This window comes from Limisphaera sp. VF-2, from assembly GCF_049537125.1.
Lineage (GTDB): Bacteria > Verrucomicrobiota > Verrucomicrobiia > Limisphaerales > Limisphaeraceae > Limisphaera.
Map to the genome: position 1 here is coordinate 1535834 of NZ_JBMVQY010000001.1, position 13776 is coordinate 1549609.

Consider the following 13776-nt stretch of genomic DNA (forward strand, 5'->3'; position numbering starts at 1 on the left):
GGGCTCAGGGCAGGGTTACACACGTTCTGAAGGTTTCATGCAGGTAATAGACAGGCAGGCGAAGAAAGCGTCCAAGTTCGTAAAGAACGGCAACCTCGGCTTTGTAGCCCCCCGTGGCGTTGAGGTGGATGCTCAGGTCGGGGGACTGCTCTTTCAGGCGGATGATATGACGGATGACGCGTTCCCGCATCTGCGTCAAAGCTTCGAGCGCTTCCCGTTGGGCAAACTCCGGGTCGGCATCGCCCGCTGGTTTGTCAAAGCCCTTCACGGGGATCTTATCGACACGGACTTTACATTTCTTGAGGAATCTTTCGAGCAGGGAACAGGTGCATTTCCCCAGCGGCGTCTCCGTGTGGATCAGAGTCACCGAGAGGCTCGGGGGAGATGGGGAGCTCAGAAAGCGGGTTCGCATTTCGAGGGAGTTGATTTCTGCGGAGGCCGCCGTGGGGTTTTCCAGGAGAAATGTCCACACCTCCGGATGATGTTTCAGGGCGAATTCAAAGTCGACGGGTGGACTTTTGGAGCGGGCGAAGTTCTGCAACAAGCTCACACCGACGGTCAGGATGTGATGCTCCATACGCCAGATTGGTTACTGTAATGGAATGAACAAGCCAAGTCCAAAATGGGCGCCATACCCGAGGGCCAGGGGGCCCGTGACAGGTTCGGGAAAGACCAGCTGGAAGGCAGTGCCGGTGCGGGCACCGCGTCGGCCTTCTCCGTGCAGCCGCTCGGTTTGAAATTCGAGGGGACGGAGGCGGCGGGATCCAACCGGGATGGTCTCCAGGGGTTCGATGCGGGTGGGCATGGGTTTACCCAACTCGGCCAACAGACGACGCAGGTCGTGGGCAGGGGACCCGATCCACCATCCGTCAGCGTCGAGTTTGGGCCGGCCGTCGCGGTGGGTTTTCGGGTGACGTGTGGCGACAAAGGGGGTGAGCGAGCGCCAGACTCGTGCGGGGCCGAAGAGTTTGCAGTCCGGAAACAGGTCCGGTCCGCCCAGGCCCAGAAGGACCAACTGGATGTCGTGGCCACCATGACCCCAGACGCCGTGGCGGGTGAGGATTTCCAGCGCCCGCCGCGCGCGGCCATCGAAGCCCATGGGGGCAAAGACGGTCACGTGGGTGATGGCGTCTCGACGGCCATTGGCCTCGCAGAGGATGAACGCGTGCTGGTGTCCCTCCAGAGGTTGGCCCTCTTGCTTGCCGGAGAATACGGGCGCCTGCTCGGAGTATTTGACCAGGGATTGGTGGATGCGTTCTGCAACGGAGACGGCGCGGGTGAGGCGGGGCGGGACGGCGCTGGCGAGGCTGAAGCGGGCGACCGTGGGCAACGCGCGGCTGATGCGTGTAGCCCGGATCGGTGCGGGCTCGAAGCAACGGGCGGGGCGGACGTAATCCACCCAGCGACTGCCCGGAGGCAGGGTCCAACCGGCTTGCTGCAGGTCGCCGGTGTCCGTCTGCAGGGCATCATACAGGCTGCCGGGGATGGGCGGCCCCGAGGTTTTGGACTTGCGACTGCGGGCTTTGGACTTCGATGCCTGGGCAGAGCGGGCATGGGCATGGAGTTCCAGCCAACGCGCATAGTTCTGCGGGGTTTCCGGGCACAACACACGAACCAGTTCAGTGCCCTCCGGGACAGGCTCATTCTCGGGCAATGGCCGGGCATTGGGTTCGAAGCCGGGCAGGTTGGTCAGGACTCGTGCTTCCACGACGCTTTCGGCGCGTCCGAAATAGGTCAGGCGCCCGCAAAGCAGAGCGAGTGCCTCGCGCAGCTCGGACGGAAGTTCCATGTCCCAAGCGATGATCAAGGGGCCGTCCGCGTGGATAAATGCGTCGTAAACCAGTTTCGATTCGGTTTTTTTGCTCTCAATCACCGGCATGTAATGCCGTGTATGACCCAGGGTGGCCCGAGGCAGCCAGAAGACGGGCAGTTGAGAGGCCAGGGTGTCGACCAGTTGGCGCACGAGCGGCTCCGCCAGGTCGGTTTTCGCCTTGAGGTGCCAGGTGGCAACCAGGGCGCGCAAGAAGCGCCAGGGAGACGGGGGCCACTCGACAGCCCCCTCGTTCACGTGCCGACCCCACGGGGTGGCGTGGAACCGGCCGGCTGCCGGCAGGATTCGGAGCAGTAACATGGCTCAGGCGAGGAATTGCACGGTGGTTTTGGGTGGATTCGCAAAGAAGGGTCTGGCCTTTTCGACAAGTCCCGGCAGCGCACTTTCGACTTCTGCCAGCGAGGGGATCCGAAAGGCCGCGGGACGTTTCACCGTGAGAGGGCCATCGAGCTCGAGATCACATGCCGACCGGAGGCGCAATCCATCGCGGAGGAAACGGTGAATTTTGTAGAGGGCCAGCGCCACCAGGAGAGTTTCGACGCTTTCGTCCAGACGAAATCCGCGGATGAGGGCCAGATCGAGAATGAACGAGGCGGTGAGATCTCCGCAGAATTCCTCGCGGTGGAACGGTACGTTGCCAAAGCCTTTCGTGGCGTCGCCACTGGGGTTGACGGGATCATTCTTGACGCCTCCGCTGGCCGCAGTGGTGACGTTTTTGGCCTCGATGAATGCCGTCAGAGCGCGTGGCAACCGCATTCGGCCGCCGGCGATCTCGGACTTGGCGAGGAACACCCCATGCAGGAGAGAGTTGATGTCGTATTTCAGCAGGACCCTGGCCAACAGGGTAAGATCGACGGGGCCAAAGTCGCCGATGGCCAGTTCCTTTTTCAGGGTCTCCACGAAGGACTTGTCGCGGCTCTCCAAGATATAGGGGCTGTTGAGCCGGTGGGCTTCGAGCACGGAGTTGGTGAGCGGTTTTCCGTCTTTGTCGATGACCAGGACGCACGGGAGGCCCCGGAGGGGTGCGACCCAATCGTTGGTTCTGGTATCCCAGCAGACGGCCTCGAGTCGATTGGCCATGCTCTGGGCGGATTCGACCAGGAGCATCTCGGTGCCGTCGGGTAAGCGGTATTGGGCGGGGCCCAGGTCGGGGAAGCCGGTGGGCTGAAAGCGCGTGCCGGCGATGGGCTTGAGTTTGGCCTCCAGGACGAGACGTGGTTCGTTGTTCAGGGCTGCAAGGTTCATAACACGGTTTCAGGCTCAGGTTTGAGTACGAGGTCCCGCAGTCGGGAGAGATCCCGTGGGGAAAGCGGAAAGAGCAGGGCGGCAGCGATGCGTCGAGCGGCCGCCGGTGGGACAAAAACCTCTTCGAAGGCCGGGCGTAGTCCGGAGCCGCGGAGGCGGCGGACGGCAAGGCGCGAGGCTTCTACTGCTCGTCCGGCGGCGGCGAGTCGATGGATCATGGAAACCGCCGGAATCTCGGGGAGATCTTTTCTCTCACCGGGTCGGGGGTAGGCCAGCCGCAACAGGCTGTAACACGCAGGGGGGATTTCCGGGATGCGACCGTTGCCCGTTTCAGACTCCCGCCCGGTGGCGACTGGAGAGTCTGCCGTGGGGGCCGTCGCCCGGGCGCCGGGGCGGTCCCCGCCGGGTCCCGGACTTTGGGAGTTGGCGGGGAAGGTTTGCCAGTTCAAAAGAACCAGTCCCCAGAGAAGGTCGGCCAGGAGAGTGTCATCCGTGCGGCCCTCGAGGAAGGCGATTACGTCTGGCAGCGGGGCCGGACAATGGGCGTGATCCGGCAGATCGGATTTTCCGGCCTGTTGGGCGCGGATCAGTCTTCGAGCCAGGATGGCGATGAGTACCTGCACGAGGTCACCTTCATGCCACACGACATCATTGGAAGGTGGGTCATCCCAGGTGAGAGGGCCTGTTCCGGAGCCGGCTCTGGTGCCGACCGGTTCCAGGTGGTGTCGCAGGGTGAGTAGGACTGGCCGGCCCTCGGCATCCTTGTACCAGCCGTGGACGGACGCCAGGGCGGCGGCCAGGCGGAATTCGGTGCTGCCGTCGTCGGCCTGCTGGAGCCAGTGCGGGGACAGACCGCACAATGGGTACAATTTGATGCGCGGAGGTTTCTCGTTGCGGCCGGTGGTCCAGGCCAGGCTGCGAGCCAGGGCTCGCTCGGCCTGACCGAGGGCGATCAGGACGGCCTGAAGGCGTTTGGGACTGCCCTCGCGGCACAGCTCCAGGATACGCGTTTCAAGCTGACGGAGAGCCCGACTGACCGCGGAGGGAACCTGCTCGGCCCGGGGACCGGCCTCCCTGCGGAGGCGGTCCAGCCAGCCATCGATTTCGGCGAGCAGGTTGGCCCGGGCGTTCCGATGAGTTACAAAGCGCCCCAACGGAGTGGCAAAAAAGCTGCGGCCGTTGCGGATTTGAAAGCCCAGGCGCTCGAAGGCCTCGAGGCCGCGGTCCACCCCCAGGGTCACCAGGGCTCTGGCGAAGTCCGTGCCGGTGCGTGCGGGTCTGGATCCTACGTGGGCTCGACCCTCGCCGAAAACAGCTTGCAGTTCGGCCAGGGTGGTGGGTCGGGACCAGAGTGGAATCCACATTTCGCCACGGGATCCGATGGGGCGCTTCGGGCCGGGGCTTAGCTCGTCCGTGGCGGAGGCTGTACCATATCCGGCAGCAGTCTGCTGCACATAAAACGGGAAGGCGGCTGTTCCCGGCTGGCCGGTCTCCAATTTTTTGACGGCTGCCGCCGCGAACAACAAGGCTCCTTCCAACATCAGAACATAATCCCAGGGATTGACGTTGCCCTCGCGCGTGAACCCAGAAGTCGTATTCGGTCCGCCTGCAGCTCCCGGATAAAACTGGCCCACGGGCGCCGGGGGAACCTGGAAGCTCTGGACGCCGTCGTACAGGGCGGCGTCCAGCCACGTTTCGACTCCGGCCCGCGGCAAACCGGTCTGTGGATCCAGAATCTCCACGATTCGCTGCATGAAATTGTTGGTAAATTCCAGGCGTCCGTCATTACCGCCCGTGCCCAGCAGGGGCGGGTATTTCACTCCCTCCCAGGTCAGGACGAAAGCGGCGTCGAGCCAGCGCAACGCGGATTCCGGAAAGAGGTTTCGACAGGCGTACAAAAGTTGCTCCTTCACATCGGCCCTGGGTTTCTCCTCCAGGGCGAATTCCTTCAATGCCCTGCGTGCGGCGGCGATCGCCTTCTGGTAACTCGCCAGTCGGGGGCACTGGCTTTCCTCGATGGCCTGGAGGGCAACCGAGTTATCACCGGGGTAGAAGCCGCTCCCGCCGTTCCAAGGTGCCAGGATTGGTGTCGGGGCATAGTGGTGCAGGAAAAAGTCGAGCAGCCCCTGACGGTCGAGCCGGCTGTGCAGCACGAATACATCGCGGTGCCAGCAGCCGGCGGCCCGGGGATCAGCCTGTTCGGAGACCAGCCGCAGGACCCCGAGGGCCTTGAGGTAATGGGCCAGCGGGATCGGGGCACATCCGGGCAGGAGAACACGGTTCATGGCACGATCTCCTTCTGGGAAGCACGGGCGTCCGCAGAGCGCAACAGGGTTTCAAGAAAGGCGAGCTGAAACGGGCCAAAACGGTCGCGCAGCACGAGGGTCCTCTCGAGCCAGGAAGGCTCGCCCTGAGGATTCCGACCCATTTCCATAAGGTCCAGGGACAACTTCAGCGGACCGCTGGGAGGGGTCGAGCCGATGGCCAGAAAGGCTTGGGTTGGGATCTCGTCTCCCTCGACGATCCCTCGTGCGATGCGGGCTTCGGGCCGATCCGGAGGAGGCTCTTCCCCGGGCAGGGACCGGATGGACATTCGGACTTTCCCATGGTGGGCGGCGATGAGATAGGCGATCAGGTCTCGCTCTGGCACGTTGAGTGGGCCGGCTTGTAACCAGGCCAGAGCGGAGGCCAACTCGTGACGGAAAAAGGGGCGCGAGCATGTCCGAGAGGGTTGGGCCGACTTGGCCCACAGAGCGGCTGCGCGCGCGAGGTCGTCCCCTCGAAGCATGGTTTGGAACGCCTCATGGGCTTTGCCCAGGTCGTGCCATCGGGCGGCAATCTCGAGCACCGGGGACGAATCGCAGGAGAGAAGTCGGGAGAGTTCCGTGCTCAGGGCCTCTGCGAGGCTGCTCGTTTCGGCCACGACATGCTGGGTGTGATCTCCGAGGGTGACCCAGGCACTGCAAAAACTGGCCTCATCCCGCGAATAGCCATGACTGGGAACCTGAGCCTGAAGAGAAACGGGCTCGACGGATGCAAAGAGACCCTCGACGCCGATCCAGCCCAACTCGGGGGAGTAACCTCCCGCCCCGGCGTGGAGGAGATAGACGCCGCCGGGGCGCGGGTGGTCCACGCGCTGCCATTGCTCGGCGAGAGCGTTCCACGACCATGCGACCGATCGGGCGGCCTCGACGCCGTTGGCCGGGGATTTGGCGAGCTGCTCGAGGAAGCGGCGGAATTGCGCCAGGGAGACGGGACACAACTCTGTCGCGGCAGGTTCCGGTTGCGGCGGCTGGTTGGGGTCATCGCCAAAGGCACGCCAGAACACATGGACATCGGTGTCCTGACCCTCGCGGATGAAACGGGAGATGTCGAGGTCGTGTCCTGCCAGGTCCGGGGTCGTGTCGAACAGTTCGATCAGGTCCTTTTGTCGCAGGAGCGGGCGCACGGGACCGACGTCCGCACGCGGCCCAGCGTCGGCGACAGAGGCCGGGCTTGCATCGGCGAGGGTTGGAAGGAGCTCCCGGGCCTGGTGTAATTCCTCGGCGGTATAGGGCAGGGTTAGCTCGTCGGTTCCATCCCGGCCCTCGATGTCGATCCAGAAAACCCGGGCTTCTTCGGGTGGCTGAGCCTCGCCGCGCCGGTTGCATCGGCCGAACCGTTGGACGAGCGATGGCCACGGTGCGAGCTCGGTAATCAATGTGCGAGCCGAAATGTCCACGCCGGCTTCGACGGCCTGCGTGGCGACAACGATGCGGTCGCCGTCCTCGCGCAGGAGGGTTTCTTGGTGCGCCCGGTCGTACGGGCGGAACCGGGAGTGAACCAGAGCAAGTGGGCGTTGGGGAGCGAGCCGTCGGAGTTCCTGGTAAACCTCTTGCGCCCGGGCGACCCGATTGAGGATGACGAGGGTCAGGCTGTTCGGTCGGTGTTTGGCGAGCACAAATTCCGCCAGTTGTCGGGCGTAAGATTTGGCCGTGCCCGCCTTCAGGACCAGCCCGGCCCGGGCGAGTGGTTTGGGAGCGCGGTAGCGGCGGTGCACTTCGGGCAGCGCCAGATCCGCGGAACTCAATCGGACTGCGGGCCATCCTTCGGCCGGGCGGGGATGATCGGTCGTCGCCAGCCGGGCCTCGTCCAGGGTGGCGCTCATCCACCAGGTGAAGCAGCCGGCCCCAGCCGTGCGCAGCCGTTCGCGGAAGGCGTCCAGCTGTGCCGTGGTTTCAAAGCCCACGCCCATGAGTTGGGTTTCGTCCACGATCCACAGAGAGTCGTTGTTGAGCAGGGCAAAGTGCATGGGCCAACGGTACCGGCTCATGCCGTAGCCGCGGTTCAGGGCGCGGGAGAGCAACATGTCCTGCGTCCCGATGAGGATGGCGGGCTTTTCGGGATGGAGATCCCAGTCGCGTCGTCCGTCATCGAGCTCTTCGCCGCCCATGAGGACGATGGGCGAGTGTTTGGCCAGCCAGAGCAACGGGTCGCGGGCATGGGCCAGCGGTCCCTTGAGGGTCGCCAGGCGGGCAGCATCTCGTTGCAGGCGCTCCCGGGCGGGCGGCGGCAGGGATCGGACGGCCGATTCAAGGAGGGGGTCGTCAGCAGCCACAGCCCGGGCAAGGCGCACGAGCCATTCGGAGACGTTGTCCCGCGTTTGTTCCACAAGGGTCCGCATGGGCAAGCAGTAGACGAGGCGACGCGGCCAGGAAGCACGGTGCTCCGGATCCGGGTGCAGAATCCGGTTCCACAACCATGCCATGACCACGGCAGCGGTTTTGCCCATGCCGGTGGGGATCGAGATCAGTTGCGACCGGCAGGTCACCCCCACCGGACCGCCGGGAGCGGGTTGGCTGGCAGGTCCGCATGCGAGGCGGACCTGATAAGGATAAGGCTTGGATCCCACAATCGCGGCGAAGCAGTCGCGGTAAGTCATGTTGGAGGCCAAAGGTACATTCCGGGAAGGGTCAAAATGGTCACTGAGGCAACGCTGCTGCCGACCGAGAGCCACTGTCGCCGGCTAGGGGTGGGGATCCACCGCCAGAGTTTCATCAAACTCCGGGCGATCGATGGGATCTGAAGCTCCATCGTCTTCCTCGGGCGTCAGGCTACTATCTGCCTCGATGGAGGTCAAGCATCGACGTGGCAAGCTTAAACAAAGAGCACCTTGGTAATCTGCGGTGAGCTCCGGGCCGGGGCTGGTCATTCGAAGAGAAGACCGCGGCCCAAGCGTCGACCTGGCAAAGAGCGGTGGCTGCACTGGACCGCGAGGAATTCCTCCGATCGGTAAATTTGTGGTGGTCTACTGACAACCAGGCTGGGCGGGTCGCAGAGCCGTGCAGCGGCGTCACATGGCTCCTGGAGGTCCCGGGCGTGCCCGGGGGTGCGGCGCACCGGGAGGGCCGTCATGAGTTCGAAGGAGGCGCCCCGGTCTTCGCTGAGATGGCACGGGTTCGCCCGGGGAGCGCGAACCCGACGTCGCTTGAGAACCGAGCTCCGACCGTCGGTTCCACCATCGCGGCGTGCTGACTGGCAAGGTGCGGAGGCGCGGCCCGGATTCGGCTTCTTGACGGCCCCGGGCGGCCGCGCCTAGGGTTGCCGTACAACGAACTTATGCGTACCGGTTTGAGTCCAGATTCCCGTCCGCGCCACTCTTCTGCCCGCAGTCGGCGTCAGTTTCTTCGCACCACGATGCTTGCGGGAGCGGCCCTGGCTGCGCCCGCCATTCTGCCCTCGCGGGCGCGCGCGGCCGGAGGCCGTGAGATGTTGCGGGTGGGCCTGATTGGGTGTGGGGGCCGCGGCACGGGCGCAGCACAACAGGCGCTCAAAGCGGACCCGAACACGGTCCTGGTGGCCATGGCGGATGTGTTCCCGGAACCCATCGAGACGGCGTTGCGGTCCCTGCAGCAAAATGCGGAGATCGCGGCCCGGGTGCAGGTGCCCCCGGATCGGCGGTTCGTGGGACTGGACGCATACCAACGCCTGATCGATTCGGGCGTGGACGTGGTCCTGCAGGCGGCCCCGCCGGGGTTTCGCCCGCAGCATGTGCGGGCCGCGGTGGAGGCCGGGAAGCACCAATTCGTGGAAAAGCCCGTCGCCACGGATGTGGCCGGGGTGCGGTCCGTGATGGAATCGGTACGGATCGCACGGGAGAAGAAGCTGGCCTGGGTGGCCGGGTTTTGCTGGCGATACGATTTTGCGCGCCGGGAGTTCTATCGCCGGATTCATGACGGCGCCATTGGGGAGATTCGCGCGATTTACGCGACATATTACACGGGCCCGGTGAAGCCGATGCCCCCGCCCAGTGCGCGCCCGCCGGGCATGGGCGACGTCGAATGGCAAATCCGGAACTGGTATAACTTTGTGTGGTTGTCGGGGGACGGACTGGTGGAACAGGCCTGTCACAGTGTGGACAAGATCCTGTGGGCCATGCGGGATCAACCTCCGGCCAAAGCGGTGGCCACGGGCGGCCGGCAAACACCCAATCATGAGGGTAACATTTACGACCACATGCATGTGGTCTACGAGTGGCCCAATGGTGTGCGGGCCTTCATGGGCCAACGACAGATCGCGGGCTGCTTCAATCAAAACTCGGACTTCTTGATGGGGAGCAAGGGGGAAGGGGTCATTGACGGCTGGCGGGCCGTGTACATCAAGGGGGAGAGCCCCTGGCGCTACACCGGCCCCAACAATGACATGTATCAGCAGGAACACGACGAATTGTTTGCCTCGATCCGGAAGGGTGAGCCGATCAACGACGGCGAGTGGGAGGCCCAAAGCACCCTGGTGGCCATCATGGGGCGCATGGCCGCGTACACGGGACAGGAAATTACCTGGGACATGATTCTCAACTCCAGGGAGAAACTCGTGCCGGAGCCTTTGACGTGGGACATGAAACTGCCCATTGCGCCCATGGCCATACCCGGGCAAACAAAATTCATCTGACCGTTTCGCTCCCCGCCCTTCCGAAGTTCTTATGACGCGACGCCAATTTGTTCAAACCACCGGCCTGTGGATGGCGGCTGCGGTGTTGGGAAGCACGACTGCTCCCGCCGCATCCGAGCGACGACGCCCGCACAAGAAGGGAATCATGTGGGCGACCGTCGGGGTTCCGGGCAACGTGCGGGAGAAGATGGCCGCCGTCAAAGCGGCGGGCTTCGACGGCGTGGAGATGATGAGCCACATGGACGTCGAAGAGGTGAAGGCCGCCCGGCAAGCCACCGGACTGGAGATTCCCAGTGTTTGCGGTGCTCATCACTGGAGCAAGCCCTTGTCGCATCCGGATGCGCGTGTGCGGCGGGAGGGGATCGAGGCCCTGGAACGCGCGTTGCGCGACGCGCACGCCTACGGGGCCACGTCGGTCCTGCTGGTGCCGGCCGTGGTGAACAAGGAGGTTTCTTACGAGCAGGCCTGGGAGCGGTCCCAGGCGGCCATTCGGGAAGTTTTGCCGCTGGCGGCGGAACTGAGGGTAAAAATCGCCATCGAAAATGTTTGGAACCATTTTCTCCTCAGCCCGCTGGAAGCAGCCCGGTACGTGGACCAGTTCGAAAGTCCGTGGGTCGGTTGGCACTTCGACTGTGGCAACATCGTAACTTACGGCTGGCCGGAGCAGTGGATCCGGATCCTGGGCCGGCGCATCTGCAAGGTGCACGTCAAAGAGTTCAGCCGAAAGAAGCGGGACGCCGAAGGTTTGTGGAAGGGGTTCGAGGTGGCGCTGCTGGAAGGTGACAACGACTGGCCGGCGATCATGCGTGCCCTGGACGAGGTGGGATATGGCGACTGGCTCATCACCGAGCAGGGAGGTGGGGACACCCAGGAAGGTTTGCGGGATCTGGCGCGCCGGGTGGACCGGATCCTGGCCCTGTAAGATTGGAGGCGGGTCAACAGGGCCGCGCCCCCGCAAAGGCGCCGGGCGATTGAAGCTCCCATGTGCCAGGGAAGGCGCACGGTTGCGGAGGCAGGCAACCCTCGGAGCTCACGGTTCAACCTGGCCGCGCAGAGAAGGAAGGGCCTGCGAACAACGACTCCGGGATCGTCGAAGCTCGTCACACGCCCACCCGACACACTCCCCGTCCGTATCGGGGACGGTGACCGTCTTCAGGTTTGACCCGTGACAGGAAGGCGCACTTCTTGCCCGGCCCGTCCGTCAACACAGCAGGCACGCGGTGCACACTTCCCCGCGGGCCCAATACCCGGGCCCGCCGAGTCCATCTTGCGGGTTCCATGATCAAAGCCGCTGGACCCCTCGAGCGGACCCGGATGCCGTAAAGTGCCCGGCGAGCCGCTGACCGGACACGCCGCAGGTGAGTCGACTCTCCTCCGACGGCACGCAGGCCTTACTCAGGAGGTGGAGCGGAAGGGTCGGGCGGAGCCGGGTGCTGTCGGACTGACCCCGGGGCGGAGATGCTTCCTCGGATCAGCGGCCCCTGGACTCCTCGGCGCCCACACTCTTGAGAGTCCCGCTTCGGAGGAGCGCTGGAATGGCAAACAACTGGTGCAGGTGGAACGAGCGGGATCCCACGTCTTTCTTTGCACGCGTGGACACGCTCCGGCGGAGAGGGCTGACGGGATTCGGGTTTGACAGGGGGCGAGACCGCGCTTAGGTTCGCCCCGAGTTGACGCTTATGGCCGAGAATATCCCGAATTTGCCGGGCGGAGCGGTTCCGCCGAAAAAGGAGACCGGCAAGGTCCAGCCCAAAAAGGAGACGGTGCGGATCACTCTGCCGCCCAAACCCACGGCCGCGCCCACTATCAAACTGCCGACGTTGCCTCCGGCGGGCCCTGCGGGAGCACCGCCCCGGGCGGTGACGCCCCCCGCGGCGGCCACGGCCGCTCCGGCGGCGGCAGCGGCGCCGGCAGCCGCTGCGGCGGCGCCGACGGCGGCCACGGCTCCTGCGGCGGGTGCACGGCCCGCTCCGGCCGCCACACCGGCCCCGGCGGCTGCCCCGGCCGGCCGCGTCATCGCCAGGGCCCCGACCGCCGCGGTGGGCGGTTTGGAGCAGGGCCTGGCCATCGGCGCCATCGTCGCCGCTGCGTTGGCCCTGCTCTCGGTGGTGTACCTGGGATTCCTGCTGCCGCTGGAGTGATCCAAAGCGGTGAATTCGGGAACAAACGGTTCCCTGACAAGTTTTCAAGCGGTCAAGCCAACCTCAGCATCTTTGCGTCTTTTGCCTATGGCCTCCCCTTTGATTGTGACGTTGACGGAGCAGAACTTCGAAACCGAGGTGTTGAAATCGCCGCAGCCGGTGCTGGTCGATTTCTGGGCCACGTGGTGCGGTCCGTGCAAGATGATTGCACCCCTGCTGGATGAACTGGCGGAGGCTTACCAGGGCCGGGCCAAGATCGGCAAAGTGGATGTGGACCAGGAAAGCGGCCTGGCCTCGCGCTACGGGATTCAGGCCATTCCGACCCTTCTGCTGTTCAAGGACGGCCAGGTCGTCGGCCAGATGGTGGGGGCCAAGGGCAAGCGAGAGATTCAAGCTTTGATCGACCGGGCCCTGGGCTGACCCTGTCCGGCCCGAGGTTGTATGTGGGGGCCGGGGGCCGCACGAGCATGGGCGCGTCGGGCGGTCTTTTTCGATCAATGGGCGGGGCTGCTTGATGCAGGGGTGCCGCTGGTGGGCGCGCTGCGTCATTTGAGCCAACACCCTCCATTGCCGCAGGCAGGGCGATTTTTAGCCAGGGCAATCGAGCACATCCAGTCCGGGGCGACGCTGACGGAGGCGTTGCAAGCGTCGCAGTTTCCTTTGCAGCCCCTGGAACGGGCGGTGCTGCAAGCCGGGGAACGGAGTGGTCGTCTGGTGGCCTGTTTGCGGCTGTTGGCCGACGAAGCCCGGCAGAAGGCCGCGTTGAACCGGGAGGTTTGGTCCGGCTTGGCCTATCCGTTGTTTCTCCTGCATTTCGCCGTGCTGGTTTTGGCGCTGCCCGAGTGGATGCGAACCGGTGACGCCGGCGCGTACGCCGGGAGGGTCCTGAGCGTGCTGGTGCCCCTGCACGGAGCGGCGTGGTGGATCCTGTGGTGGAGCAGCCGAGAACGCCGCGGCTCTGCCGCGGCGGTGGCGGAGGCGTTGCTGGACGCGACTCCTCTGTTGGGATCCGGACGACGAGCGCTGGTGATGTCCCGTCTGGCGGGCGGACTGAAGCTGTTGCTCGAGGCGGGTGTCAGCGTGCTGGAAGCATGGCCATTGGCAGCCCGGGCCTGCGGTTCGGCGCGGCTGCACCGGGCGGTCGAGGAGTGGTGGCCGCGTTGGCAACAGGGCGAAACGCCCGGCGAGACCCTGCGTGCGTCTGCCCGGGTCCCCTCGCTCTTCGCCGATCAGTACGCCACCGGGGAACTCACGGGGCGGCTGGATGAAGTGCTGGGGCGGCTGCAGCACTATTATGCGGAAGAGGCCCGCGCACAGCTGAAAGCCTTTGCAAGTTGGCTTCCGCGCCTGGTGTATGTCTTGGTCGCGTGCTGGATCGGTTGGCAGGTCGTTCAATTCTGGTCGGCGTACTTTGGTCAACTCGAGGAATTGCTGGGGCCTTAGCCGGCTGTTCAGCCGGCCGGATTGCAGACCCGCGATTTGCAGGCGCTCTTCCGCCTCTGCGATGCCGCAGACAAGGGACCGATCCTTGCCCACGGTTCAGTCACGCCCGGACGCTTCGCCCGGGCGCCCGAGACGATCCGAGCGCCGCGACGTCCGCGGGCTGGAAGTCCGGGATCCGACAAGCCG

Annotated in this window: 10 protein-coding genes; 5 read left to right on the plus strand and 5 right to left on the minus strand. The window is 64.8% G+C overall.

Features of this window, described 5'->3' with window-relative positions:
• Positions 1-4: 4 nt before the first annotated feature.
• The 5 genes from ACPDIT_RS05535 to cas3g are packed head-to-tail and all read right to left on the minus strand — an operon-like array spanning position 5 to position 7997.
• Entirely contained in the window at positions 5-577 is a 573-nt protein-coding gene (locus tag ACPDIT_RS05535) for a putative CRISPR-associated protein (protein ID WP_423442177.1), read from the minus strand.
• 12 nt (positions 578-589) lie between these two features.
• Positions 590-2131 carry a type I-G CRISPR-associated protein Csb2 gene (gene csb2 / locus ACPDIT_RS05540; RefSeq protein ID WP_423442178.1) on the minus strand — a complete coding sequence of 514 codons (1542 nt, stop codon included), beginning with the start codon at positions 2129-2131 and terminating at the stop codon, positions 590-592.
• A gap of 3 nt (positions 2132-2134) precedes the next feature.
• Positions 2135-3076, minus strand: coding sequence for a type I-G CRISPR-associated RAMP protein Csb1/Cas7g (gene cas7g, locus ACPDIT_RS05545; RefSeq protein WP_423442179.1), 942 nt, complete (start codon positions 3074-3076; stop codon positions 2135-2137).
• On the minus strand, positions 3073-5361 hold the full coding sequence (gene cas8g1, locus ACPDIT_RS05550) for a type I-G CRISPR-associated protein Cas8g1/Csx17 (RefSeq protein WP_423442180.1): 2289 nt from the start codon (positions 5359-5361) through the stop codon (positions 3073-3075). Before cas8g1 ends, cas7g begins: the two co-directional genes overlap by 4 nt.
• Complete coding sequence (cas3g, locus tag ACPDIT_RS05555) at positions 5358-7997, minus strand: type I-G CRISPR-associated helicase/endonuclease Cas3g (protein WP_423442181.1); 2640 nt, start codon at positions 7995-7997, stop codon at positions 5358-5360. Before cas3g ends, cas8g1 begins: the two co-directional genes overlap by 4 nt.
• Before the next feature lie 755 nt (positions 7998-8752).
• On the opposite strand from cas3g, the gene ACPDIT_RS05560 reads away from it, so the two are divergent.
• The 5 genes from ACPDIT_RS05560 (at position 8753) to ACPDIT_RS05580 (ending at position 13590) form a co-directional block, all read left to right on the plus strand.
• A complete protein-coding gene (locus ACPDIT_RS05560) occupies positions 8753-10006 on the plus strand; it encodes a Gfo/Idh/MocA family protein (protein WP_423442182.1) in 1254 nt (417 codons plus the stop codon).
• 145 nt (positions 10007-10151) lie between these two features.
• The gene (locus ACPDIT_RS05565; RefSeq protein WP_423442183.1) at positions 10152-10928 is read left to right on the plus strand and encodes a sugar phosphate isomerase/epimerase family protein; all 777 of its coding nucleotides are present in this window, start codon (positions 10152-10154) and stop codon (positions 10926-10928) included.
• Positions 10929-11685: 757 nt separating this feature from the next.
• The gene (locus ACPDIT_RS05570) at positions 11686-12147 is read left to right on the plus strand and encodes a hypothetical protein (RefSeq protein WP_423442184.1); all 462 of its coding nucleotides are present in this window, start codon (positions 11686-11688) and stop codon (positions 12145-12147) included.
• A gap of 87 nt (positions 12148-12234) precedes the next feature.
• Positions 12235-12567, plus strand: coding sequence for a thioredoxin (gene trxA / locus ACPDIT_RS05575; protein ID WP_423442185.1), 333 nt, complete (start codon positions 12235-12237; stop codon positions 12565-12567).
• A 21-nt stretch (positions 12568-12588) separates the two neighbouring features.
• Positions 12589-13590, plus strand: a complete 1002-nt coding sequence (locus ACPDIT_RS05580) for a type II secretion system F family protein (RefSeq protein ID WP_423442186.1) — start codon at positions 12589-12591, stop codon at positions 13588-13590.
• Positions 13591-13776: the final 186 nt, after the last annotated feature.

Coding starts and splice junctions, on each gene's coding strand:
- ACPDIT_RS05535 (WP_423442177.1), bottom strand. CDS start 577: ATGGAGCATCACATCCTGACCGTCGGTGTGAGCTTGTTGCAGAACTTC.
- csb2 (WP_423442178.1), bottom strand. CDS start 2,131: ATGTTACTGCTCCGAATCCTGCCGGCAGCCGGCCGGTTCCACGCCACC.
- cas7g (WP_423442179.1), bottom strand. CDS start 3,076: ATGAACCTTGCAGCCCTGAACAACGAACCACGTCTCGTCCTGGAGGCC.
- cas8g1 (WP_423442180.1), bottom strand. CDS start 5,361: ATGAACCGTGTTCTCCTGCCCGGATGTGCCCCGATCCCGCTGGCCCAT.
- cas3g (WP_423442181.1), bottom strand. CDS start 7,997: ATGACTTACCGCGACTGCTTCGCCGCGATTGTGGGATCCAAGCCTTAT.
- ACPDIT_RS05560 (WP_423442182.1), top strand. CDS start 8,753: ATGCTTGCGGGAGCGGCCCTGGCTGCGCCCGCCATTCTGCCCTCGCGG.
- ACPDIT_RS05565 (WP_423442183.1), top strand. CDS start 10,152: ATGTGGGCGACCGTCGGGGTTCCGGGCAACGTGCGGGAGAAGATGGCC.
- ACPDIT_RS05570 (WP_423442184.1), top strand. CDS start 11,686: ATGGCCGAGAATATCCCGAATTTGCCGGGCGGAGCGGTTCCGCCGAAA.
- trxA (WP_423442185.1), top strand. CDS start 12,235: ATGGCCTCCCCTTTGATTGTGACGTTGACGGAGCAGAACTTCGAAACC.
- ACPDIT_RS05580 (WP_423442186.1), top strand. CDS start 12,589: ATGTGGGGGCCGGGGGCCGCACGAGCATGGGCGCGTCGGGCGGTCTTT.